The sequence below is a fragment of the Aeromicrobium sp. genome, assembly GCF_049587115.1.
Taxonomy (GTDB): Bacteria; Actinomycetota; Actinomycetes; order Propionibacteriales; family Nocardioidaceae; genus Aeromicrobium.
In genome coordinates this window covers 13,738-37,536 of record NZ_JBAVDI010000034.1, presented here as the reverse complement: position 1 = coordinate 37,536, position 23,799 = coordinate 13,738, and the positions used below count along the sequence as shown (strand labels likewise).

The window sequence follows — 23,799 nt, the reverse complement described above, 5'->3', positions numbered from 1 at the left end:
CCGACGCTAGCGCAGGCGGGTTATCTCCACGCCCACGAACAGCTCGGAGCCACCTGCCGTTGAGTAGATGCCCCGCAACGGGGGGCTGTCGCCGTAGTCACGGCCCTTCGCCACGACGACATGGCGTGGCCCAGTGGTGATCGCGTTCGTCGGGTCCCACCCGACCCACTCGCCGTCCCACCACTCGATCCACGCATGTGACTCACCCTCGACCACATCGCCGATGACGGGATCGGGCGAAGGATGCAGATAGCCCGAGACGTACCGAGCGGGGATCCGCGCCTCCCGCAGGACGCCGAGGGTCAGGTGTGCGAAGTCCTGGCACACCCCGGTCTGCGCCTCCCAGGCGTCGGCCGCGGTCGTGGTGACCTCGGTGCTGCCGGGGACGTATGCGACCCGCTCGTGCAGGAACCGGCTCGCCGCCATGGCGTAGTCGCTGGGGCTCGCCGCGGACTCGCGATGCGATCGCAGCTCCTCCAGCAGTCCGGGCGCCGGGGAGACCCAGGACGACAGCTCCAGGAACTCGCACCACTCGTCCTGCACCGACCCGAGTTCGGCCCACGTGACGCCGTGTGGCTTGGGCGGAATCTCCTGCGTCTCGACTGTCGAGGTCGCGACGACGGTCAGCTCGGCGTGCGGGTCGTGCACCTCGAACGACATGACCGTCGTGCCCCAGTAATCGCGATATTCGTAGCTCCACGGCGTCGGGGTGATCTCGAGCCGCGAGCGCAGGACGTACTGCTCGGACGTCGTCATGGGCGTCATCCGCGCCTCGTTGAAAGAAGCGACGGCCCCTTTCTCGTACTGGTAGCCGGTGGTGTGGCGAATGCGCATCTGCATGCTCATCGGCGACCTCCGGCGACGTGCCAGCCGGCGGTCCGCTGGGATGGATTCACAGCAGGACCCCGCCTCTCCAGGTGTGCTCCTCGTACTCAGCGAAGTAGCGCGCCGTGACGGCATCGCTCGCCGCCGCGCAGCTGCGTTGCAGCCGCTCCATCTCGACCGGCAGGTCGAACACGATGTCGGCCAGCGGCCGGTACTCCAGCTCGGTGCGGGCCCGGCCCAGCAGGCGCTGCGCCTCATCGCTGAAGCCTGATCGCTGACCGCTGCGCTCGAGCTTGGTCAGGGCCTTCTCGGCCTGTGCCAGCGAGGACACGATCGACCGCGGGAACCAGCGGTCCAGCAACAGGAACTCAGCAGCCTGACGGTCGGCCTCGATGCCGCGATAGGCGCGGATGAAGGATTCGTACGCCCCACACGCACGCAGCGTCGTGGGCCACGCGACCTGGGGGCCGGACGCCAGCGCCGCGGTCGACATCAGTCGCGCCGTCATGTCGACCCGCTCGATGCTGCGTCCGAGCATGTAGAACTGCCAGCCCTCGTCGCGCGACATCGTCGAGTCGGCGATGCCGGAGATCATTGCGGTGCGGTTGCGGACCCACGCGAACATGTCGGGCGACCGCATCGCGCGCGCCGCCGGCAGTCCGCGCCAGGTCGTGTTGATCGCCGCCCAGATGTCGGTGGACAACGTCTCCCGAGCCCGGCGGGCACTCTCTCGTGAGGCGCCGATCGCGGCCGCGATCGAGACTGATGAGTCGGCGTTGTGCGCCAGCAGGTCCAGGATCATCCATCGGTTCGGGTTGCCGGTGTAGTCCTCGACACCCATGACCGATAGCAGCTGCTCGCACGACGTGCGCTCGTCCATGCCGGGGTCCTCGATCAGCACCTGCATCTGCACGTCGAGGATGCGGGCGGTGTCGTCGGCCCGTTCGAGGTAACGACCGATCCAGAACAAGGACTGCGCGATCCGGCTCAGCATGTCGGGTTCTCCTTCACGTCCGGTCCGTCCTGCTGCTGTTGCTGCTCCTGCTCGTGCACGTGGAGGTCGCCGGAGTCGCCGCCTATCGCCGGCCCGGCGGACTGCGGGGTGCCCGCGATCATGCTTGCGGTCGGCGCGATCTCGCCCTCGTCGTCAGGGTCGGTGTGGCTCGCGAGCACCCAGGTGTCCTTGGACCCACCCCCGCGGCTGGAGTTGACGATCAGCTCGCCCTCCGGCAGTGCGACGCGGGTCAGTCCACCGGGCAGCACGAACACGTCGTCGCCGTCATGCACCGCGAACGGACGTAGGTCGACATGCCGGGGGCGGATGCCGTCCTCCACGAGGGTCGGAACGGTCGACAGCGAGACGACTGGCTGCGCGATCCAGGCGCGAGGGTCGAGCAGGATCTTGCCGCGCAGCTCGTCGAGCTCGCCCCTGGAAGCGGCCGGCCCGATCACGATGCCCTTGCCGCCGGAGCCATCGACCGGCTTGAGGACCAGCTCGTCGAGGCGGTCCAGCACCTCTTCCCGCTGCTCGGCCTCGCCCATCCGCCAGGTGTCGACATTGCGCAGGATGGGTTCTTCGGACAAGTAGTAACGGATCAGGTCCGGGACGTAGGTGTAGAGCAGCTTGTCATCGGCCACTCCGTTGCCGACCGCGTTGGCGATCGTCACATGACCAGCGCGGGCGGCGTTGATGATGCCCGGCACGCCCAGCGCGGAGTCCGCCCTGAACTGCACCGGGTCGAGGAACTCGTCGTCGATGCGGCGATAGATCACGTCGACCGGCTCGAGCCCGTTGGTCGTGCGCATCATGACCCGGCCCGAGCGGCACACCAGGTCTCGGCCCTCGACGAGCTCGACGCCCATCGTGCGGGCCAGCAGGGTGTGCTCGAAGTAGGCCGAGTTGTAGACGCCCGGTGTCAGCACGACGACGGTCGGATCGTGGACACCGGCAGGGGCAGCCTTGCGCAGCGCCGCCAGCAGCTGCTGGGAGTACTGCGACACCGGTCGGATGCGGTGATCGGCGAACACCTCGGGCAGCGCGGCCGACAGCGCGCGGCGGTTGGTCATGACGTAGGAGACGCCGGACGGGACTCGGACATTGTCCTCGAGGACGCGGAAGTCTCCATTGCCGTCGCGGATCAGATCGACACCGGCGACGTGGACCCGCACGCCGTTGGCCGGCTCGAGGCCCGCGACGACCCGATGGAAGTGCGGGGAGGTCATCACGGTCGCACGGGGGACGACGCCATCGGTGAACAGCTCGCCTGAGCCGTAGGCATCGGCGAGGAACGCCTCGAGCGCCAGCACGCGTTGACGGACCCCGCGCTCGACATGGTCCCAGTCCGCGGCCTCGATCAGACGCGGGACGATGTCCAGCGGGAAGGGCCGTTCCTCGCCGGCGACGCCGAACGTGACGCCCTGCTCGAGATAGGACGACGCCAGCGAGTCGGCCCGCAGGCGCACCTCGTCGGGCCCCATGGTGTCGAAGGACTCGCGCACCTGCCGGTAGTTGGACCGGACCGCTCCGTCCTGGAACATCTCGTCGAAGCCCACCACGGGTCCGTAACCGTCGAAGAGCTCAGGAGTGTGCACAGCCTCCACCGTAGGACAGATTCGCCACCCGCGGGTTTCGGCAGCTCATCGGGCGAACCGTCAGGTTTGGTTTTTCGTCGCGATGACAGCACATATGCGGAATCGGCCGCTACGCTTTCGGTCAGAAAGGGGCCGCGCCCATGAGCGATGCGTACGTTTTGGTGCTCAACGCGAGCTATGAGCCCTTGCAGCGCGTCTCGATGCGGCACGCCATCAAGATGCTGGTTCGCGAGGTCGCCGTCATCGAGGAAGAAGCCGGTGGATCCTTCGGCCCCTTCCCCGTGCCCAAGGTCCTGCGTCTGGTGCGATACGTCGTGACCCGTTGGCGGCACCGCCGTCCACACCTGTGCACGAAAAGTGCGATCAAAGCCCGCGACAAGATGTGCGCCTATTGCGGCGGACGCGCCGAGACCGTCGACCACGTCGTGCCACGCAGCCGCGGCGGCACCCTGACCTGGGAGAACGCGGTCGCCGCCTGCATCCGATGCAACCACCGCAAGGCCAACCGAACCCCGACCGAGGCAGGGATGGCCCTGCTGCTGATTCCTCGACAGCCGGCCTTCGTCGTCGTCGCGTGATCACGGTCGACAGGATCGACCTCGTGGGCGCCGTGGCCTCGCGCCCGGTTGGTAGCGTGGCCCGGTGACGTCAGCTCTCGTGGTCCGGCCCATCAGCACAGCGGAACATCTCGACTTCGTGCGAGGTCAAGCTTCGGTGAGCTTCCTGCAGACCCCTGCGTGGGCGACGGTCAAGAACGAGTGGCGCGGCGAGTCGATCGGCTGGTTCGAAGGCGAAGCCCTGGTCGGCGCCGCGTTGGTGCTCTACCGGCAGCTGCCGCGGTTCAGACGCTACCTCGCGTACCTGCCCGAGGGCCCCGACATCGACTGGACCGATGGCAACCTGGCGCGCTGGCTGACGCCACTGGCAGCACACCTCAAGTCCCAGGGCGCGTTCGGCATCCGTATGGGTCCTCCGGTGGTGACCCACCGATGGCACGCGGCGACGATCAAACAGGCCATCGCCGATCCGGTACTGACGACACTTTCCGCCGTTCCCGCCGATGTGAGCGACCCGGCGGCACTCGACGTCGCCGCAGAGCTCGGGCGACTGGGCTGGAAGGAGATAGGCAGCGAAGGCGGATTCTCCGCCGGCCAACCGAAGTTCAACTTCCAGATCCCGCTGGCCGGGCGCGACGAGGAGGATCTTCTCGCGGGCATGAACCAGCAGTGGCGGCGCAACATCAAGAAAGCCACGAAGGCCGGGGTCGAGGTGACCCGCGGGTCCCGTGCCGACCTTGCGGAGTTCCACCGGGTCTACACCGAGACCGCTGAGCGAGACGAGTTCACCCCGCGGCCGCTGGCGTACTTCGAGCGCATGTGGGATGCGCTCACCGCCGAGGAGGCCGACCGCCTGGTGCTGTACCTCGCCCACCACGAGGGTGATCTCGTCGCGGCGACGACCATGGTGCGGGTCGGCACCCATGCGTGGTACTCCTACGGTGCATCGACCACCGCGAAGCGCGACGTCCGCGGTTCCAACGCTGTCCAGTGGCAGATGATCCGGGACGCGAAGCAGGCGGGCGCCGAGACGTACGACCTGCGCGGCATCACCGAGACAATGGATTCGGACGACTCCCACGTCGGCCTCATCCAGTTCAAGGTCGGCACCGGTGGCGAGGCGGTCGAGTACCTCGGCGAGTGGGACCTGCCGCTCAACCGAGCCCTCTACCTCGGCTTCACCACCTATTTGAAGAGGCGGTCACGGTGACCTTCGAGCTGGATGTCGACGTCCAGCGCTGGCGGCGTGGACTTCGCACCCTGGTGGAGCAGACCCCCGGCATCGTCCCGGTCGTGAAGGGCAACGGATACGGCTTTGGTCGCGATCGGCTCGCTGCGGAGTCAACCGCGCTGGGGCTGGACACGATCGCGGTCGGCACCTACTCCGAGGTGCCCGGCGCGCTCGCCGCATTCTCCGGCGACGTCATGGTCCTCACCCCCTGGCGACCCTTCTTCACCGACGTCGTGTTCGACGAGCGAGTCATCCACACCGTGGGTCGGGTCGACGACATCGCCGCTCTCGCGGCCGGCGAGGGCTCGGGGTCGCGCGTTCTGGTCGAGGGAGAGACCTCGATGTCCCGGCACGGACTGGACCGGCACGAGCTGGCTGCCGCCGTCGCGGCCCTCGGCGGCCTGCGGGTCGAAGGCTTTGCCATTCACCTACCGATGGCTGGCAGCAATCTCGACGAGGCCGAGCGCTGGGCCGCCGCCCTCGAGACCTCCCAGGTCGAGACCACCACGATCTTTGCGTCGCACCTGACCCCGGCCGAGCTCGCGGTACTGCACGAGCGGCGCCCCAACCTCGTCATCCGACCCCGGATCGGCACCTCACTGTGGCTCGGCGACCTCGGAGCGCTGTCCGTCCGCGCGACGGTCCTCGACAGCCACCTGGTCGCCCGCGGCGAGCGGATCGGATATCGGCAGCGGCCCATGCCGCGCGACGGATTCCTGCTGGTCATCTCCGGGGGCACCAGCCACGGCATCGCGCTCGAGGCACCCAAGGCTGCCGCCGGTGTCGTGCAGCGCGGCAAGTCCTTCGCCAAGGGCGGACTCGAGGCAGCCGGGTTCTCGCTGTCACCGTTCACGATCGATGGCAAGCAACGCTGGTTCGCCGAGCCTCCACACATGCAGGCCAGCATGATCTTCGTGCCCGCGAGCGCGAGTGCACCCGAGGTCGGTGAACGCGTCGCCGTCGCGGTGCGCTTCACCACCGCGACGTTCGACGCCGTCAACCTTCGCTAGCTGACTACTTCGGCTTCGGACAGGGATCGGTGATGGTTCCGCACGTCGCAGCCGGTGAGGGCTCGGTCGTCGGCTTGGGCGGTTTCGTCGGCTCGGGTGTCGGGGTCGGCTTGGGTGTCGGCTTGGGGCTCGGCTTGGGGTCGGCGACGCACCCGGTCCTCGAGGCGTTGAGGCGTTGGTCCTTCCCGCACGTGGGCACGGGCTTCTGGTAGACCGTCCCCTTCTTGCCCTTCAGATTGGCAGGCGGAGGGAACGAGCCGCAGCCGGTGCCTTGCAGCGCAGCATTCATGTACGTCTGGAACGTCTGCGCCGGGATGCCACCGCCGTAGAAGGTCGGCAGCATGTAGCCCTCAAGGTCCGCATTGCCGAACTTGCCGCGGTTGTACATCACGACCGTGGCCAGTTTCGGCGTGTATCCGGCGAACCAGGACGAGGAGACGTGCTGGTCGTCGTCGCCGCCAGCCGTGGCCGTACCGGTCTTGCCGGCAGTGGGGCACACCGTGCGGGCAGCCGAGCCAGTGCCGGCTCGCCCGGAGTTGACGACCTTTTGCATCGCCGCGATGGTGTCTGCGGCGACGTCCTTGGGGATCGTCTGCTTGTTCTTTTTCTTGTGCTTGTGCAGGGTTTGACCCTGATCGTCCTTCACGGTCTGGATGACGTACCACTCAGCACGCTTGCCATCTGCCGCGAGTGTCGCGTAGGCATTGGCCATGTCGACCGGAGGGACGGGGAAGTACCCCAGTGGCGTCACCAGCGGTGGCCCGTCCGGCGAGTTCTTGATCTTGTCCACGATCGACGCAGGTACTCCGGCCTGGACCGCGGCGTCGAGCGTCTTGGTGGGTCCGTTGCTCATCTGGTCCATCAGGTCGACGAAAGCGGTGTTGATCGACTTCTGCGCCGCGAACTCCAGCGGGACCGAGCCGAACGACTCACCGCCGCTGTCACCCTGGTTCTCGGTGACCTGCTTGCCATTGATGATCAGCGGTGACGATCCATTGAGCTTGGTCTTGAGGCTGTAGCCGTCCTCGAGTGCGGCAACCACGGCGAAGGCCTTGAACGTCGACCCGGGCTGGGTGCCGTTGGTCGCCCAGTTGAACTGGTTCTTGAGGTAGTCGCGACCGGCATACATGGCCTCCACAGCACCGGTGCCTGGTCTGATCGACACGAGCGACTGGTGAAGCTCCTTGGCCCCGCTGGGGCGATGTGTCTTGATCGCCTTGATGGCAGCCTTCTGGCGCTTGTAGTCGAATGTCGTGGTGATGCGCAGACCGCCACCGTCGACCTGCTGAGCATCGAAGTCCAGCCCGTCCATCTGTCGCTTGACCAGTTCGAGCAGGTATCCCTTCGATCCGCTGAATCGGTTGATGTCGCGCTTCTTGACGAACGACGGCAGCTTGTCGGCGAACTTGGCGGCCTCGTCGGCCGTGATAGCGCCTGACTTCTCCATGCCGTTCAGGACATAGCGGAAACGCGGCCCGATGCGATCAGCGGCGCCCTCGGCGTACGGGTCGTAGTAGGTGGGGCTGTTGATGATCGTCGCTAGCATGGCCGACTGGGCGTAGTTGAGCTCGCTCGCGGGCTTGTCGAAGTACGTCTTCGACGCGACCTCGACGCCATATGCGCCGTTGCCGAAGTAGATCGTGTTGAGGTAGCCCTCGAGGATGTCCTTCTTGCTCAGCTGGTTGTGGATCTTGATGGACAGGATCGCCTCCTTGACCTTGCGGGTGTAGGAGCGCTCCTGCGTGAGGTAGAGGATCTTGACGTACTGCTGGGTGATCGTCGAGCCACCGCCCTGGATCTGACCGCTGGTCGCATTGTTGCGCGCAGCCCGGACGATGCCCTTGAGGTCAATTCCGCGGTTGGTGTAGAACGTGCGGTCCTCAGCGGCGATCGCCGCGGCCTGCATCGAGGCGGGAATGTCCCCGATCGGGATGCTCTCCCGATCCTGCTTGGCGAAGGTGCCGAGCTGGTGCTTGCCATCGGAGTAGTAGACCTTGGTCGTCTGGGTCTGGAACGCCGCATTGGCGTTCGGGATCGAGATGGCCCGGTACAGGATGAAGAACGCAATCGCGCCGGTCACGATGCCGAGGATGCCGAGAAAGGCGACCCAGCGAATGGTCGCGAGCCACCACGGACCGTCGCCACCGACCTTGCTGGCGAAGGTCCGAAGACGTCCGTCGCTCGCCGATTTCGCACGAGGGGACTTGCTGCGCTGAGTTGCCAAGGGTCCGTCTACCTCCATCGAGATCCCGGGATCGGATCCGTCAACGTCCAAGTGTGCCGAATCTACCTGAGTATTGGTTAATCGAGCGCCCTCATCGTGTCGCGGGTCACGGGGGTCGGTGTGGCGGCGATACACCAGCGCGATGTATCGTCTCGATATACAAACAAACGACACACTTTGTCAGGACAGGTCATGACACGACGCGGCGCGGCACTCGAGGTGGCTGTCCTCGGACTCCTCCACGAGGCCCCGATGCACGGCTACGAACTGCGCAAGCAGGTCAACGTCCTGCTCGGCTGGGGTCGTGTCCTGTCCTATGGCACCCTCTACCCCTGCCTCAAGGGACTCGGCAAGGCCGGCTACATCGTGGCCGACGAAGCTGAGGATCCCGAGGGGCGGGGCCGCCGCGCCAAGATCGTCTACAAGCTGACTGCCGAGGGCAAGGAGCACTTCGCTCAAGCACTCGAGGACTCCGGTCCGTCGGCGTGGGACGACGAGACGTTCGGGGTCCGGTTCGCGTTCTTCGCGCGCACCGACGCCGCTTCGAGGGTTCGCATCCTCGAGGGACGTCGCAGCCGGATGGAAGAGCGTCTCGACAACGTGCGCAAGGCAGGACAGCGAAAGCGCGACCGCGTCGACTCCTACACGCTGGAGCTGCAGCGGCACGGTCTGGAGTCGGTTGAACGGGAAGTGAAGTGGTTGACCGAACTGATTGACCGCGAACGGTCGGGCGGCTATCCCGACGAGCAGGACAACACCAACAACACAGGCATCACCACCACCGAGAAGTGACACGAGAATGAAGGAGAACCCATGGGTTCGATACGCGTAGCAATTGTGGGTGTGGGCAACTGCGCCACGTCTCTGATCCAGGGGGTCGAGTACTACAAGGACGCTGACCCCGACGGCAACGTCCCTGGGCTGATGCACGTCAAGTTCGGCGAATACCACGTCAACGACATCGAGTTCGTCGCGGCGTTTGACGTCGATGCCAAGAAGGTCGGCTTCGACCTCTCCGAGGCGACGCAGGCCAGCGAGAACAACACGATCAAGATCGCCGACGTCGCTCCCACCGGAGTCATCGTCCAGAAGGGCAACACGCTCGACGGTCTCGGCAAGTACTACCGAGAGACGATCGAGGAGTCGGACGCCCCGGCGGTCGACGTGGTGCAGGTCCTCAAGGACACCCAGGCCGACGTCCTGGTGTCCTACCTCCCGGTCGGCTCCGAGGAGGCCGACAAGTTCTACGCACAGTGCGCGATCGACGCGAAGGTCGCGTTCGTCAACGCCCTGCCCGTATTCATCGCCTCCGACCCGGAATGGGCCAAGAAGTTCGAAGACGCGGGTGTCGCGATCATCGGCGACGACATCAAGAGCCAGGTCGGCGCCACCATCACGCACCGCGTGATGGCCAAGCTGTTCCAGGACCGGGGCGTCGTGCTCGACCGGACCTACCAGCTGAACGTCGGCGGCAACATGGACTTCAAGAACATGCTTGAGCGTGACCGCCTGGAGTCCAAGAAGATCTCCAAGACGCAGGCCGTGACGTCGAACATCGACCACGACCTCGGTGCCAAGAACGTGCACATCGGCCCGAGCGACTACGTCCAGTGGCTCGACGACCGCAAGTGGGCCTACGTCCGCCTCGAGGGTCGCGCGTTCGGTGACGTCCCACTCAACCTCGAGTACAAGCTCGAGGTCTGGGACTCGCCCAACTCGGCCGGCATCATCATCGACGCGATCCGTGCGGCGAAGATCGCCAAAGACCGTGGTATCGGCGGCGCCCTGCTGTCGGCTTCGTCCTACCTGATGAAGTCGCCTCCGGAGCAGCGTCCCGACGACCTCGGTCGCGAGATGCTCGAGAAGTACATCTCTGGTGAAGTCGAGCGCTGAGCACTCACGCAAGCTCCAAAAGAGCTAGCTCTGGTGAGGTCGAGCGCTGAGCACTCACGCAAGCTCCAAAAGAGCTAGCTCTGGTGAAGTCGAGCGCTGAGCACTCACGCAAGCTCCAGAAGAGCTACTGCTCTTCAACCGACAAGACCCCATCGCCCTGAGGCGGTGGGGTCTTTCGTCGTGCAGGGGGCCAACTGTTCTACGGGCGTGCCGCCCAGAACGACTTCAGCGCCTCGGCCGCGTCGGCCTCGCCGAGTGGACCGCGGTCCATTCGCAGGTCGAGAAGGAACCGGTACGCCTCGCCCACCTCGGGCCCGGGCGCGATGCCGAGGATCTGCATGATCTGCGCTCCGTCGAGGTCGGGCCTGATCGAGCCGAGCTCCTCCTGCTCGGCCAGCGCCGTGATCCGATCCTCCAGCTCGTCGTACGTTCGCTGCAGCCGCAACGCCTTCTTGTTGTTGCGGGTCGTGCTGTCGGCGCGGGTCAGGATGTGCAGCCGTTCGAGCTGGTCACCGGCATCGCGGACGTAGCGACGAACAGCTGAATCAGTCCACTCGCCGGACCCGTAGCCGTGAAACCTCAGATGCAGCTCGACCAGCTTCGCGACCTGGTCGATCACGTCGTTGCTGTAGCGCAGGGCTCGCAGACGCTTGCGCACCAGCTTGGCCCCGACGACGTCATGGTGGTGGAACGTCACCACCCCGCCCTCGACGAACCGGCGGGTCTTCGGCTTGCCGATGTCGTGCAGGAGTGCGGCCAGCCGGATCACGAGGTCCGGCTGCGCCTGGAGCCTGTCCTCGAGGGCGATCGCCTGCTCGAGCACCGTCAACGAGTGCTCGTAGACATCCTTGTGCCGGTGATGCTCATCGCGTTCGAGGATCAGTGCCGGCAGCTCTGGCAGCATCTGCTCGGCCAGTCCCGTGGCGACCAGCAGCCTCAGGCCCTGGACGGGATGGGAGCCGCACAACAGCTTGTTGAGCTCGTCGCGGATCCGTTCGGCCGACACGATCTCGAGCCGTTGAGACATGCCGGTCATCGCGGCGACGACCTCGGGTCCGGCGTGGAAGCCCAGCTGCGACACGAATCGGGCGGCGCGCATCATCCGCAACGGGTCATCGCTGAATGACTGTTCTGGGGACACCGGAGTGCGCAGCACCTGGTCGTCCAGATCGGTCAGTCCACCGAACAGGTCGACAAACTCCCGCGAAGGAAGGCGAACTGCCATGGCGTTGACCGCGAAATCCCGCCGGGACAGGTCCCCGTGAAGGGTCTGGCCGAAGCGGACCTCCGGCCGGCGCGAGGCCAGGTCGTACTCGTCGGTGCGATACGTCGTGATCTCCAGCTCGTGCGGACCCTTGCGCAGACCGATCGTGCCGAACTCACGTCCCACGTCCCAGATGGCATCCGCCCAAGCCCCGGCGATCTGCTCGATGTCGTCCGGTCGAGCAGAGGTCGTGAAGTCCCAGTCGTTGCCCGGTCGGCCTAGCACGGCGTCGCGTACAGGCCCACCGACGATGGCGATCTCGTGGCCCGCCGCCTCGAAGAGCGCGCCGAGCTCGACCAGGAACGAATTGGCGGCGAGCGAGGCGTCGATCCTGGCCCGACGATCGGGGGTCAGCGTGGTCGAATGCACAGGCACACACTCTATCGGTCGCGAGGACGCGCTCGAACCCGTCGGGCGGCTCGCTTCCACGATCGTCGGGCGAGTACAGGCTACGTCTAGCATGTTCGGGTGAGCCGCCGTTGTCTTCCCCTTCTCGTCGCGCTGCTCGCGATGGCTCCCGGGCTGCTGCTGATGCCCTCCAGTCCGGCCCACGCCGCGGACAAGAATCCTGATCTGAGCGTCAGCATCCGGTCGCTGAGCCCGAGCCAGTTGGCGGTCGGCAAGCGCGTCACGATGACCGGCACCGTGACCAATCGGGACGACCACGCCTGGGCCGACGTGCAGGCGTACCTGGTGATCCCGAGCGTTCCGTTCACGACTCGGGCCCAGATCGTGGAGGCGATCGACAACGGCGACTCCTACACCGGCCTGCGCGTCATCGAGCCCGGCACGTTCGACGACGTGGGTGACCTCGCGCCCGGACAGACACGACGGTTCACTGTCCAGGTGCCGTACGACGACCTTGGTGTCTCGGGTGCGCAGGGTGTCTACCCCGTTGGGGTGCAGATCCTCGGCACTGACACCGATGGTGAGCGCAGCACGAACGCCATCGGTCGAGCGACGACGTTCCTGCCGCTGATCTCCTCCAGCAAGGCTCGTGTGCCCACGTCCGTCGTCTGGCCGTTCCTCATGCCGGACCGGCGCGGCAAGGACGGCGCCTACCAGGATCCACGGGCGCTGCTCGCTGCGGTCGGACCGAAAGGCCGGCTGCGAAATCTGCTCGATCTCGCGGCAAGCACCTCCAGCAGCACCACGACCGGGATCGTGGATCCGGCTCTGCTGGTGGGCGTCGACGACCTGTCCCGCGGCCGGCACGTGCCACCCGGCCTCGAGATCAGCGACCAGCAACGTGCCGAGGCGGAGACCTTTTTCCAGGACCTGCTGACCTTCGCGCGGGTCCGCAGCACCTGGATTCTCGGGTTCGACCGTCCCGATGTCCTGGCCCTGTCCCAGAATGGCGACCTCAGGATGCCGCTGTCGGCCGCAATCCGCCGCGCCACGAGCGCGGCCCTGACCAAGTTCCAGCTCACCGGTCGGCGGGTGTCCTGGCCGACCGAGCACGGAGTGACCGCGAGCCTGCTTCGTGACCTGCGGGGGGCCGGTGACTCGCCAGTCATCGTCGCGCGCAGCTCGGTGCCCGGATGGGACCGCCGCCAAGGCTCGATCGTCCGGTATGCCACTCCGAGCGGTCCCGTGCCACTGTTCGTGGACGACGTTCTCGATGCGGACGTGCCGGGCCGGGACTCGGTCACGACGCTGCGCCAACGGATACTGACCGAAGCGACCCTCGCGGCGCTGCAACGCACGATCGACCCCAGATCGCGCGCCGACGCCATCACGATGGTCGACCCTCGGTGGGACCCAGGACCGGAATGGTCGATCGGGCGATTGTCAGAGGCATTCTCCGCCCCATTCACGGTCGGCACCAGCCTGGACTCGGTGCTCACCCGCACGCTCGCGACGTATCAAGGGTCGGTGCCCACCAAGGCGAAGGACCGTCCGCTCAGTCGATCGACGCTGAAGGCTGCCTCGGACATCCTGGTCAAGGGCAACGCGCTGAGCTCGCTCGTGCCGCAACGTGATGCCGTGGACGACGCCCTGTCCCGCGACGTGGCCGGCATCCTCGGCGTCCGGTGGCGCAAGGAATCCGCGGAGGCGTCGATGATCGCCGCCGCGTTGGCCCGGCGGGCCGGCTCCCAGCTCCGCAAGATCACCATCAGCGGGCCGCAGCTCGTCACGCTGTCGAGCTCCAAGGGTGCCTTCCCGGTGACGATCCTCAACGGCACCGACAAGGAGATTCGCGTCGGGGTGTCGATCCGTTCGAGCAACCCTGCGCTGCAGGTCCCCGACGTCGAGCCGGTCGACATCGGCGCCGGCGAACGACGCACGCTGACGGTCGACATCGACCTCGGCCGGCAGAGCACGACGTCGTTGACCGCCCGGCTCACGGCCGCTGACGGCAAGTCGATCGGCACGGCCGCCGAGTTCAACGTGCGTTCGAGCCGGATCGGGGCCGTGCTGTGGGGCGCCATGGCGCTCGCTGGGCTGTTCGTGCTGGCCGCTCTGGCGCGCCGCTTCACCCGCCACCGGATGCGCAGTCGCAACCGGGTCGAACGGGAACACCAGGTCGACGACGATGACTGATCGCGGAGTGGCCCGTGCCAGTGCGTGGATGGCGTTGGGCACGACTGTCTCCCGGCTGACCGGCTTCCTGCGCGCAGGCCTGCTGGCCGCCGTGATCGGTACGGCTCTGAACGCCGATCTGTTCGACATCGCGAACACCATCCCCAACACGCTGTACATCCTTGTGGCTGGCGGCATCTTCAACGTCGTGCTGGTTCCCCAGCTGGTGCGGGCGATGAAGAACGATTCCGATGGTGGCGAGGCGTACGCCAACCGGGTCATCACGCTGGGTCTGATGGTGCTCGCGGCCGGCACCATCGTGCTGACGATCGCGGTGCCCGCGCTGCTGCACGTCGTGTTCGACCCGCAGCTGTTCACGAACCAGTTCGACGATCAGCGGGCGTCCGCCGAGTTGCTGATGCTCCTGTGCATGCCGCAGGTGTTCTTCTACGGCGCTTTCGTGCTGGTGGGCCAGGTGCTCAACGCACGTGGTCGATTCGGCCCGATGATGTGGGCTCCGATCGTCAACAACGTCGTGGCCAGCACCGTCATCGTGATCTACGCCATCGTGTTCGGGGCGAGCAATGCCGTGGACGGCTACTCGACCCGCGAGGCGCTGCTGCTGGGTCTCGGCTCGACTGGAGCCATCGCACTGCAGGCGCTGGTCCTGATCCCGTACCTCCGGAGGGCCGGATTCCACTTTCGGCCGCGATTCGACTTCCGCGGCGTCGGTCTGGGTCACACGCTCCAGCTCGGTGCCTGGACGCTGCTGTTCATCGTTGTCAACCAGATCGCCTTCGTGACGATCAACAAGATCGCGACCGGCGCGACTCTTGAAGGTGCGGGAGACGGCAAGTCAGGTGCCGGGTCGACCGTGTACGGGCTCGGTTTTCTCATCAGCCAGCTGCCGCACGGCGTCATCACGGTCTCACTGGCGACAGCGATCATCCCTACTCTTGCTGCGCTTGCGGCGGATCGGCGCTACGACCGGTTCCGGATCGAGCTGAGTCGTACCGTGCGAATTGCGCTGGTGATCGTGACTCCGGCCGCCGTCGCGCTGCTGTGCCTGGGTCAGTCGGCCGCGGCGATCGCCGGTGGCCTCGGCTCTCTGGGGGGCAGCACCGTTGCGATCGGGTACACGATCCAGGCGTTCTCCTTGGCCATGGTCACGTTCACGGTGCACTATCTGATGCTTCGGGGCTTCTACGCCAACGAGGACAACCGCACACCGTTCTTCATCCAGGTCGTCATCGCGGCCGCCAACGTCGGGGCTGCACTGGTCCTGACTCGGAACGTGGAGCCGAACCGGGTCGCGATGATGCTGGCCCTCGCCTACGGCCTCGCCTACCTGATCGGCTCGATTCTGTCGGTGTCGATGCTCTCGCGAGCCGTCGGGAACGTGCTCGACCGCGAGATGATGGTGTTCGTGGCCCGCCTGGTCCTGGCGTGTGGTCTGGCGGCTTTCGTGATGCTGGGCATGGCGCGCGGACTGGAGGTTCTCGGAGTCGAGCCGGCGCGCGCCGTCGGCGGGCTCATCACCACCGCGGTTGCCGGGCTCGGCGGCGTCGTCACCTACGTTGCTGCAGCGCGAGTGATCGGCATGACACAGCTGGCCTACCTCGTCAACGCCCTGCTTCGCCGGGCGTGATTCGACTGACGTTCTCACGCTTGCGGACTAGCATGAGGACGGGAACGAGCCGGTGCTCGTGAGGAGGGGCAGTAGATGAGCGAGAGGCGGCCGTTGGCCTCCGGGGACGTGCTCGCGCAACGCTACGAACTCCAGGACCTCGTCACCGAGAAGCTCGGATCGTCGACCTGGCGGGCGCACGACCGCGTACTCAGCCGCAACGTCGGGATCGAGTTGATCTCCAGCGCTGATCCCCGCGCCGATCACTTCCTCTCGGCAGCCCGTGAATCCACCGTGGTCACCGATCCCCGGTTCCTTCGTGTCCTGGACCTGATCGAGGACGAGCAACACCATCACCTCGTGATCAGGGAATGGGCACGTGCTTTCCCGCTGGACCAGCTGCTGGCCCAGTCGCCCCTGCCGAATCGCCGCGCCGCGACCGTGGCGGCGGAGGTCTCCGAAGCCCTGGCCTCCGCACACGAGTACGGGGTCTACCACCGGCGACTGTCCCCCCATCAGGTCCTGCTCAAGCAGTCTGGCGCGGTCCGCATCGTGGGGCTCGGCGTGTCGACGGCACTGTCGCCGCTCGGCCGGCAGGACTCGTTGACCGACCTGCAGGGGTACGAGCAGCTGGACGTGCAAGCGATCGGCAAGCTGCTGTACGCCTGCGTCACCAGCCGCTGGCCCGGCGCGCACGTCGACGGGCTCCGAGCCGCCCCCTCCGAGCATGGGCGCCTGCTGCGTCCGCGGCAGGTTCGCGCCGGTGTCTCCCGCGACATCGACACGATCTGCGACCGAATCCTTGGCACCCCGCCGAGGCACCATGCTCCGCCGTTGCGGAAAGCAACCGACGTCGCGAGGACGCTACGGCTGTCTGGTGAGGACGACGAGCTGACCGATGACCAACCAAGTCTCTCCGGTCTGTCCTCGCCAGATCTCCTCCGGCTCGACCCGGTCATCGTGCCGGGCGGCCCGCCTCCCGGCCTCGAGCCGCCCCGACGACGGCCGAAGGCCTACGAACCGGCCCCTCCGACAACCCTGCAGCGAGGCAAGCTTCGCGCCCGACGAGCCGCCAAGGGCGATCGAGGGCTGGTGCTGCTCGGTCTCCTCGGCGCACTGCTGATCGCCTCGGTGCTGGCATTCCTCGTCGGCCGTTCGACCGGCGGCTCGACCAGTCCGGTCGACCGCACGTCGCCGTCCCGCATCCTGCCAGTGCAGCGCGCGGCCGACTTCGACCCGCAAGGCGAGGATGGCAGCGAGAATCCTGTCCAGGTCAAGCTGGCGATCGACGGCGACATGCGTACGGGCTGGCGCACCGCCACGTACTTCGGCTCGGCCGAGCTCGGCGGCCTCAAGGACGGCGTCGGCATCGTGCTGGACCTCGGCGGTCCCCGCGAAGTGGATTCGCTGCGCGTACGCCTGGGTGGTCGACCCACCAGCTTCTCGATCTACGCCTCATCATCGAGCGCGAGCCGCACGCCGACATCGCTGAGCGGGCTGCGCCGGGTGGCTGTCCTCAACCGTGCTGGAACGGACTCATCTGTCTCCCTCCAGTCCGGGCTGCTCACCCGCTACGTCGTGGTGTGGCTGCGCAAGGTGCCCCGAATCGATGCGGACGGCTTCCGCGGCGAGATCCGCGAGATCGTGGTGCGGGGTCGGTCCTGACTCCGGCCGGTCCCATGGCCCGGGGGAATGCCGGCCACCTAGTATTCGTTGACACCCGTACGACGATCAGAAGGTGCTAAATGAGCGACCCCGTACGTAATCTCATCATCATCGGTTCGGGCCCCTCGGGCTACACCGCCGCGGTCTATGCTGCCCGCGCCAACCTCGAGCCCTTGGTCTTCGAGGGTTCCGTGACGGCTGGCGGGGCGTTGATGAACACGACCGACGTCGAGAACTTTCCCGGGTTCCCCGACGGCATCATGGGTCCGGAGCTGATGGACAAGCTCCGCGCCCAGGCTGAGCGCTTCGGCGCCGAGCTGATCACCGACGATGTCACCGCAGTCCAGCTCGACGGCGACGTCAAGACTGTCACGCTGGCCGACGGGACGACTTATTCCGCCAAGGCAGTGGTGCTCGCGATGGGATCGGGCTACCGCAAGCTCGACGTCGAGGGCGAAGACCGGCTGTCCGGCCATGGAGTTTCCTGGTGCGCGACGTGCGACGGCTTCTTCTTCCGGGATCAGCACATCATCGTGGTCGGCGGTGGCGACTCCGCACTGGAGGAAGCGACGTTCCTGACCCGCTTCGCAAGCAAGGTCACGCTGGTCCACCGCCGCGACGAGCTGCGCGGCTCCAAGATCATGCAGGATCGAGCGATCGCCAACGACAAGATCGAGTTCGCGTGGAACTCCGAGATCGCGGAGATCATCGGTGAGGACAAGCTCCAGGGTGTGGTCCTTCGCGACACCGTCACCGGCGAGACGCGTCGCCTCGATGCAACAGGTCTGTTCATCGCCATCGGCCACGACCCGCGTTCGGAGCTGCTCAAGGGGCAGGTCGAACTCGATGACGAGGGGTATGTACTGGTGCAGCCCGGCTCCACCGCGACCAATGTTGCCGGCGTTTTCGCATCCGGCGACCTGGTCGACCACAAGTATCGGCAGGCCGTCACGGCGGCCGGCACAGGCTGCGCCGCATCGCTCGACGCCGAACGTTTTTTGGCTGACATCGACTCCGCCGGGGAGCCTGCCACTGACGTGGCGATGGCGCAGTGGTCGGAATAACTCCCAACTCACGACGTTGAACCCATCACAGACCTGAAGGAGAAAACATGGCAGACATCACCGCAGTCACCGACGCCGACTTCGACGAGAAGGTGCTGAAGGCCGACGGACCCGTGCTCGTCGACTTCTGGGCGAGCTGGTGCGGCCCGTGTCGCCAGCTTGCTCCGATCCTCGAGGAGATCGCCAACGAAAAGGGCGAGAAGCTCACGATCGTCAAGATGGACGCGGACGCCAACCCGGTCACCCCGGCGCAGTACCGCGTCACCGGACTCCCGACCATGAACCTGTACTACCAGGGTGAGGTCGTTCGGTCGATCGTCGGAGTCCGACCCAAGAGCGCGATCCTGAGCGAGCTCGAGGAGCACACGGCCTGAGCCATCCAGGCGTGAAAGGCCCCGGTGAGATTCTCACCGGGGCCTTTTCGTTGCGCTCGTCGCTCGCTCCGACACTGAGCCTTCACGGATTTATCGACTTATTGATATGTAGACTTATTCTGAGAAGGATCCATCAACTCCACGATGCGCTCGAGATCCTCCAGCGTCGCGAACTCGACCGTGACCTTGCCCTTGGATCGACCGAGATCGACCTTCACTCTCGTGTCGTACCGCTCCGAGAGGCGGGCAGCCAAGTCAGCCAGCCTCGGCGCCGACATCGTGGGAGACTGTCGGACTGCCGGCCGCTTGGTGGAATCCGGGCCGACCGTCACAATCTCCTCGAGGGCGCGCACAGACAAGCCCTCAGCCACGACCCGGGTCGCGAGCCGATCCTGAATCTCCGGATTGCTGACGCTCACCAGCGCACGGGCGTGACCAGCTGACAGGACGCCGGCCGCGACTCGCCGCTGGACGGCCGGGGTCAGCTTGAGCAGACGCAGGGTGTTGCTGATCTGCGGCCGCGATCTGCCGATTCGATCAGCGAGCTCCTCGTGGGTGCAGCCGAAATCCTCCAACAGCTGCTGGTAGGCCGACGCCTCCTCCAGCGGGTTGAGCTGTGAGCGGTGCAGGTTCTCCAGAAGCGCGTCTCGCAGCAGGTCCTCGTCGGAGGTGTCTCGGACGATCGCGCCGATCGTGTCCAGTCCAGCCTGACCACTGGCGCGCCAACGACGCTCTCCCATGATGAGCTCGTAGCGGTCCCTGCCTACTTCACGAACAACGACAGGCTGGAGCAGTCCGACCTCCTTGATGGAGTGGACCAACTCGGCCATGTGGTCCTCGTCGAACACCTGGCGGGGCTGCCTGGGGTTGGCGACGATCTGCTCGAGGGGAATCTCGGCGAATCGTGCGCCGGCGATCTCCTGCAGCCCTGAGGCCTGAGCGTCTGCGGGGCTCGACGGAATCAAGGATTCCAGGCCGCGACCCAGTCCGCGACGTGTGCTCATCGGGGTGTCTCCTGAAGTCCGGCCGCGGCGATCTCCCGGGCGGCCTCGAGATAGGACAGTGCGCCAGATGACGACCCGTCGTAGGTGATGACTGTTTGTTGGTAGCTGGGCGCCTCGGAGATGCGGACCGATCGCGGGATCGCGGTCCGGATGACCTTGTCTGCAAAGTGGTTGCGGACCTCCTCGGCCACTCCGGCCGACAGCCGGGTGCGAGCGTCATACATCGTCAACAGAATCGTCGACACCTCGAGCTGTGGGTTGAGGTGAGCGCGGATCAGGTCGATGTTGCGGACGAGCTGGCCCAGACCCTCCAGCGCGTAGTACTCGCACTGGATCGGAATCAGGACCTCGCGACCGGCGACCATCGCATTGACCGTCAGTAGTCCCAGTGAGGGTGGGCAGTCGATGAGGACGTAATCGATTCGGTCCCCTGCGGCTTCGCAATCCGCGAGATAGGCCTGTAGCGCTCGATCCAGGCGCGATTCACGAGCCACCAGCGAGACCAGCTCGATCTCGGCGCCAGCCAGGTCTATGGACGCGGGCAACACGGTCAGACCGTCGATATCCGGGCAGGGCTTGACCAGCTCGTCGAGGTCTGTTCCGTCGACGATCGCCTCGTACACGCCCGGTGTCCCCTCACTGTGCGGAACGTTGAGGGCGGTGGAGGCGTTGCCTTGTGGATCCAGATCGATGACCAGCACGCGAAGACCCTTGAGCGCCAGTGCAGCGGCGATGTTGACCGTCGTGGTGGTCTTTCCGACTCCACCCTTCTGATTGGCGACCACGAAGACCCGCGTCGCGCTGGGTGGGTCGAAGCGTTGGGTTGCCGACGCGCGTTGTACCAGCGCAATGTGTTCCTCGACCTCCGATGCCAGCGGCGTGGATTCGTCGTGGGTCGGGACGGGCACGCGGAAACTGGATGCGGTGGCGGGAGCTGTCCCGGGCGACGTGTCGCTCATAGGTCCCCTTCATTTGTTTCACGTGAAACATGGCTCGGGTGCGCTGGAGGCACATGGATCACTTGGTCACCTCGACGACGGTGGTCGGGACGTCTCCATTGTCATACGTCGACACCACGATAGAGGTCGCGCCGAGCCGATGGAGGGTTGCCGTCGCTGCCGTCACCTCGTCTTGGGCTGTTCGCCCCTTGAGTGCCAGCAACACTCCTCCTGGCTTCACCAGAGGAAGACACCAGCGGCCCAGCTTGTCGAGCGCTGCAACAGCCCGCGCCGTGACGACGTCATACGTCTCATTCACATCTTCTGCTCGAGACCGCACCACCGACACGTTGTCCAGGCCGAGGTCGCGCACCGCGTCCTCCAAAAAGGTCGTTCGCCGAAGCAAGGGTTCGATCAGCGTCACCGATAGATCCGGGCGGGCGATCGCCCACACCAGTCCGGGTAGTCCAGCGCCCGTGCCGATGTCGGCAACCGAGGCCTGCTGCGGCACGCGTGGCAACACCACAGCGGAATTCATGATGTGGCGATCCCAGATGCGTGGGACTTCCCGCGGTCCGATCAGCCCTTTGAGCACGCCGTCGGTCGCCAAGATGTGGGCGTATTCCTGCGCCAGCGCGAGGCGGGAAGCGAACACCCCCGCCGCGTGCGGAGGGGGTGTTTCACGTGAAACATCTCCGTCGGAGATGTTCTGAGGATCAGCGTCGGATCCCGTCATCGACGATCTACTCGGCCGCGGCGTGGACGACGACGAAGCGCTGCGGCTCCACTCCATCAGACGAGCTCGACAGCCCGGCGTCGGCCACGGCGTCGTGCACGACCTTCCGCTCGAACGGCGTCATGGCGTTCAAGGACACCGAGTCACCATCAGACTTCACCTTCTCGATCGCCTCGCCCGCGATCGCCACCAGCTCAAGCCGCCTGGCCGCCCGGAAGCCTGCGACGTCCAGCATCAATCGGCTGCGCTCCCCGGTCTCCCGGTAGACAGCCAGGCGGGTCAGCTCCTGCAGAGCATCAAGCACCTCACCCTCGCGCCCGACGAGATGGTCAAGATTGCCGCCGACGATGTCCACCGAAGCGCGGTCACCATCGACGTCCATGTCGATGTCACCGTCGAGGTCGGCGATGTCCAGCAGGCCCTCGAGAAAATCTGCGGCGATGTCGCCTTCTGCTTCCAGCTTCTTCGCGGAGTCGCTCACTGCATGCCGTCCTTGTCGGTGTTGTTCTTGCTCGTGATGTCGGGCTTGCTCTTCCGCTGCGGAGGAGTGGCCGGTTTCTTCTTGCGTTGGCTTCGCGCCTGGTTCTTCGGCTGCTGACGGACAGGCGGCTTGGGGGCTTCTTCAACGACGGGCTCTGCTGGGTCGAGGGCGACCGTTCGTCCGTGCTTGGCGTCGCGCTCCTGCTTGGCCGTGAAGGCCGGAGTGCCGGGTGCCGGGTTCTTGCGAATCACGTAGAACTGCTGACCCATCGTCCAGAAGTTCGAGGTCGTCCAGTAGAAGAGCACACCCAAGGGGAATGCCACTCCGCCGACGGCGAACACGACCGGCAAGATGTACAGCAGCATCTTCTGCTGTTGGGCGTACTGACCCGACATCGCGTCAGCTGGCATGTTCTTGCTCATGAGCTGTCGCTGAGTCGTGAACTGCGTCGCGACCATGACCAGAACCAGCGTCATCGTCAAGATCTTGGTCTCCACGGCAGAGCTCTTGATGAAGGTGTCGGCGATCTGCGCACCGAGCAGCTTTGCCTTGGAGAGCGACTCCGCGTCAGCACCGGACAGGAATCCGCGGGCCCCCGCGGCGCCCTCCTTCGACGCTTGATCGATGACCCGGAAGAGCGCGAAGAAGATCGGCATCTGCAGGATCAGTGGCAGGCACGAGGCGAACGGGTTGGTGCCGGTGTCCTTCCAAAGCTTCATCTGCTCCTGCGTCAGGCGCTCTCGATCATGCTTGTACTTCTGCTGCAATGCCTTGATCTGTGGCTGCAGCAGCTGCATGTTGCGGCTCGACTTGATCTGCTTGACGAACAGCGGAATCAGGATTGTACGAATGGTCACCGTCAGACCGATGATCGACAGCGCCCAGGTCCAGCCGGAGTCCTCTGACAGAACGGTCGAGAAGATCCGGTGCCACACCAACAGCACTCCGGAAACGGCGTAGTACAACGGCGTCATGATCGCGCCGCCGATGTCGCCTAGGAAGCCGAACATTGTTCTCCTCTTTGTGACTGGGGCACCGGGTCATATCCGCCGGTACTCCACGGGTGGCAACGCAGTACACGACGACCCGAGAGCCAGGTCCCACGCATCGCACCGTGAGTCTGCACGGCCTCCAAAGCGTAGGCCGAGCAGGTCGGATGGTAGCGACAGACCTGCCCGTACAGCGGGCTGATCGCGAATCGATAGGCCTTGAGCAACCAGATCAAGGGGTATTTCACCGCGCACCGGCCCGCGATAGAGCTGCGTCCAGGTGCTCGGCCAGCGTCGATGAGTTTGCCTCGCTCGACGCAGGAAGCGCTCGCACGACCACACGCGAGCCGGCGGGAAAGCTGTCCACACGCTCGCGCATCAGGTGCCTGAGTCGGCGCTTGACCCGATTTCGTTCCACCGCCGAGCCCACCGCCTTGCTCACGACGAAACCGACGGACGTGTGTCCGCCGGTTCCCGGGACGACATGGGTGACGAGGGTTGGTTGAGCGCCTTTGGCTCCACGACGGATCGTGCGCCGAAAATCCTCCCCGTTGCGCATGCGTTGAACGCGTGCGAGCAACGGATCAGGCAGACAGCTTGGCGCGGCCCTTGCGGCGGCGGTCCGCCAGGATGGCGCGGCCGGCGCGTGTGCGCATGCGGAGGCGGAAGCCGTGCTTCTTGGCGCGACGGCGGTTGTTCGGCTGAAAAGTACGCTTGCTCACGATGTGTTCCTCACGGGATTCGGTCTGGGCCGGTCGACGGCCACCGCTCGCCCACAACCGGATCTTGCAGTTGTCATGGG

Annotated in this window: 23 protein-coding genes; 10 read left to right on the top strand and 13 right to left on the bottom strand. The window is 65.9% G+C overall.

The genetic code is table 11. The features are described from left to right. Positions 1-6: 6 nt before the first annotated feature. The 3 genes from WB461_RS03710 to WB461_RS03700 are packed head-to-tail and all read right to left on the bottom strand — an operon-like array spanning position 7 to position 3,363. Positions 7-846 (bottom strand): transglutaminase family protein, encoded by an 840-nt coding sequence (locus WB461_RS03710; RefSeq protein WP_423851371.1) that lies wholly within the window; start codon positions 844-846, stop codon positions 7-9. 46 nt (positions 847-892) lie between these two features. Further along, positions 893-1,819, bottom strand: coding sequence for an alpha-E domain-containing protein (locus tag WB461_RS03705; RefSeq protein ID WP_423851370.1), 927 nt, complete (start codon positions 1,817-1,819; stop codon positions 893-895). Then, positions 1,813-3,363, bottom strand: coding sequence for a circularly permuted type 2 ATP-grasp protein (locus tag WB461_RS03700; RefSeq protein WP_423851380.1), 1,551 nt, complete (start codon positions 3,361-3,363; stop codon positions 1,813-1,815). The genes WB461_RS03705 and WB461_RS03700 overlap by 7 nt, the downstream gene beginning before the upstream one ends. A gap of 194 nt (positions 3,364-3,557) precedes the next feature. On the opposite strand from WB461_RS03700, the gene WB461_RS03695 reads away from it, so the two are divergent. The 3 genes from WB461_RS03695 to WB461_RS03685 all read left to right on the top strand — a co-directional run bounded on the left by WB461_RS03695 (position 3,558) and on the right by WB461_RS03685 (position 6,215). Next, positions 3,558-3,995, top strand: coding sequence for an HNH endonuclease (locus WB461_RS03695; RefSeq protein WP_423851369.1), 438 nt, complete (start codon positions 3,558-3,560; stop codon positions 3,993-3,995). A gap of 64 nt (positions 3,996-4,059) precedes the next feature. Continuing rightward, a complete protein-coding gene (locus tag WB461_RS03690; RefSeq protein WP_423851368.1) occupies positions 4,060-5,184 on the top strand; it encodes a lipid II:glycine glycyltransferase FemX in 1,125 nt (374 codons plus the stop codon). After that, on the top strand, positions 5,181-6,215 hold the full coding sequence (locus WB461_RS03685) for an alanine racemase (RefSeq protein ID WP_423851367.1): 1,035 nt from the start codon (positions 5,181-5,183) through the stop codon (positions 6,213-6,215). Before WB461_RS03690 ends, WB461_RS03685 begins: the two co-directional genes overlap by 4 nt. Positions 6,216-6,219: 4 nt before the next feature. Here WB461_RS03685 and WB461_RS03680 read toward each other — a convergent pair whose 3' ends face one another. After that, complete coding sequence (locus WB461_RS03680) at positions 6,220-8,439, bottom strand: transglycosylase domain-containing protein (protein ID WP_423851366.1); 2,220 nt, start codon at positions 8,437-8,439, stop codon at positions 6,220-6,222. Positions 8,440-8,631: 192 nt separating this feature from the next. Between WB461_RS03680 and WB461_RS03675 the strand changes: the two genes are divergently transcribed. Both WB461_RS03675 and WB461_RS03670 read left to right on the top strand, forming a co-directional pair. Further along, positions 8,632-9,231, top strand: a complete 600-nt coding sequence (locus tag WB461_RS03675; protein WP_423851365.1) for a PadR family transcriptional regulator — start codon at positions 8,632-8,634, stop codon at positions 9,229-9,231. Between the two features lie 21 nt (positions 9,232-9,252). Continuing rightward, entirely contained in the window at positions 9,253-10,332 is a 1,080-nt protein-coding gene (locus WB461_RS03670; protein ID WP_423851364.1) for an inositol-3-phosphate synthase, read from the top strand. Between the two features lie 199 nt (positions 10,333-10,531). Here the strand turns inward: WB461_RS03670 and WB461_RS03665 are convergent, their stop codons facing one another. Beyond that, complete coding sequence (locus WB461_RS03665; RefSeq protein WP_423851363.1) at positions 10,532-11,971, bottom strand: CCA tRNA nucleotidyltransferase; 1,440 nt, start codon at positions 11,969-11,971, stop codon at positions 10,532-10,534. Positions 11,972-12,064: 93 nt separating this feature from the next. On the opposite strand from WB461_RS03665, the gene WB461_RS03660 reads away from it, so the two are divergent. From WB461_RS03660 to trxA, 5 genes are all read left to right on the top strand, one after another. Further along, complete coding sequence (locus tag WB461_RS03660; protein ID WP_423851362.1) at positions 12,065-14,140, top strand: DUF6049 family protein; 2,076 nt, start codon at positions 12,065-12,067, stop codon at positions 14,138-14,140. Continuing rightward, complete coding sequence (murJ, locus tag WB461_RS03655; protein ID WP_423851361.1) at positions 14,133-15,767, top strand: murein biosynthesis integral membrane protein MurJ; 1,635 nt, start codon at positions 14,133-14,135, stop codon at positions 15,765-15,767. The genes WB461_RS03660 and murJ overlap by 8 nt, the downstream gene beginning before the upstream one ends. Before the next feature lie 75 nt (positions 15,768-15,842). After that, positions 15,843-17,411, top strand: a complete 1,569-nt coding sequence (locus WB461_RS03650; protein ID WP_423851360.1) for a protein kinase family protein — start codon at positions 15,843-15,845, stop codon at positions 17,409-17,411. A gap of 80 nt (positions 17,412-17,491) precedes the next feature. Next, complete coding sequence (trxB, locus tag WB461_RS03645; RefSeq protein WP_423851359.1) at positions 17,492-18,475, top strand: thioredoxin-disulfide reductase; 984 nt, start codon at positions 17,492-17,494, stop codon at positions 18,473-18,475. 47 nt (positions 18,476-18,522) lie between these two features. Beyond that, a complete protein-coding gene (trxA, locus tag WB461_RS03640) occupies positions 18,523-18,849 on the top strand; it encodes a thioredoxin (protein ID WP_423851358.1) in 327 nt (108 codons plus the stop codon). A gap of 98 nt (positions 18,850-18,947) precedes the next feature. Here trxA and WB461_RS03635 read toward each other — a convergent pair whose 3' ends face one another. The 8 genes from WB461_RS03635 to rpmH form a co-directional block, all read right to left on the bottom strand. Beyond that, complete coding sequence (locus WB461_RS03635) at positions 18,948-19,853, bottom strand: ParB/RepB/Spo0J family partition protein (protein ID WP_423851357.1); 906 nt, start codon at positions 19,851-19,853, stop codon at positions 18,948-18,950. Continuing rightward, positions 19,850-20,761: a ParA family protein gene (locus WB461_RS03630; RefSeq protein ID WP_423851356.1), complete on the bottom strand. Its 912-nt coding sequence runs from the start codon at positions 20,759-20,761 to the stop codon at positions 19,850-19,852. The genes WB461_RS03635 and WB461_RS03630 overlap by 4 nt, the downstream gene beginning before the upstream one ends. 109 nt (positions 20,762-20,870) lie before the next feature. After that, positions 20,871-21,446 carry a 16S rRNA (guanine(527)-N(7))-methyltransferase RsmG gene (rsmG, locus tag WB461_RS03625; RefSeq protein ID WP_423851355.1) on the bottom strand — a complete coding sequence of 192 codons (576 nt, stop codon included), beginning with the start codon at positions 21,444-21,446 and terminating at the stop codon, positions 20,871-20,873. 88 nt (positions 21,447-21,534) lie between these two features. Then, complete coding sequence (locus WB461_RS03620; RefSeq protein WP_423851354.1) at positions 21,535-22,008, bottom strand: protein jag; 474 nt, start codon at positions 22,006-22,008, stop codon at positions 21,535-21,537. Then, entirely contained in the window at positions 22,005-23,018 is a 1,014-nt protein-coding gene (gene yidC / locus WB461_RS03615) for a membrane protein insertase YidC (RefSeq protein ID WP_423851353.1), read from the bottom strand. The genes WB461_RS03620 and yidC overlap by 4 nt, the downstream gene beginning before the upstream one ends. After that, complete coding sequence (gene yidD, locus WB461_RS03610) at positions 23,003-23,245, bottom strand: membrane protein insertion efficiency factor YidD (RefSeq protein WP_423851352.1); 243 nt, start codon at positions 23,243-23,245, stop codon at positions 23,003-23,005. Before yidD ends, yidC begins: the two co-directional genes overlap by 16 nt. Next, positions 23,242-23,577, bottom strand: a complete 336-nt coding sequence (gene rnpA / locus WB461_RS03605; RefSeq protein WP_423851351.1) for a ribonuclease P protein component — start codon at positions 23,575-23,577, stop codon at positions 23,242-23,244. The genes yidD and rnpA overlap by 4 nt, the downstream gene beginning before the upstream one ends. A gap of 4 nt (positions 23,578-23,581) precedes the next feature. Further along, entirely contained in the window at positions 23,582-23,719 is a 138-nt protein-coding gene (gene rpmH, locus WB461_RS03600; RefSeq protein WP_056210619.1) for a 50S ribosomal protein L34, read from the bottom strand. Positions 23,720-23,799: the final 80 nt, after the last annotated feature.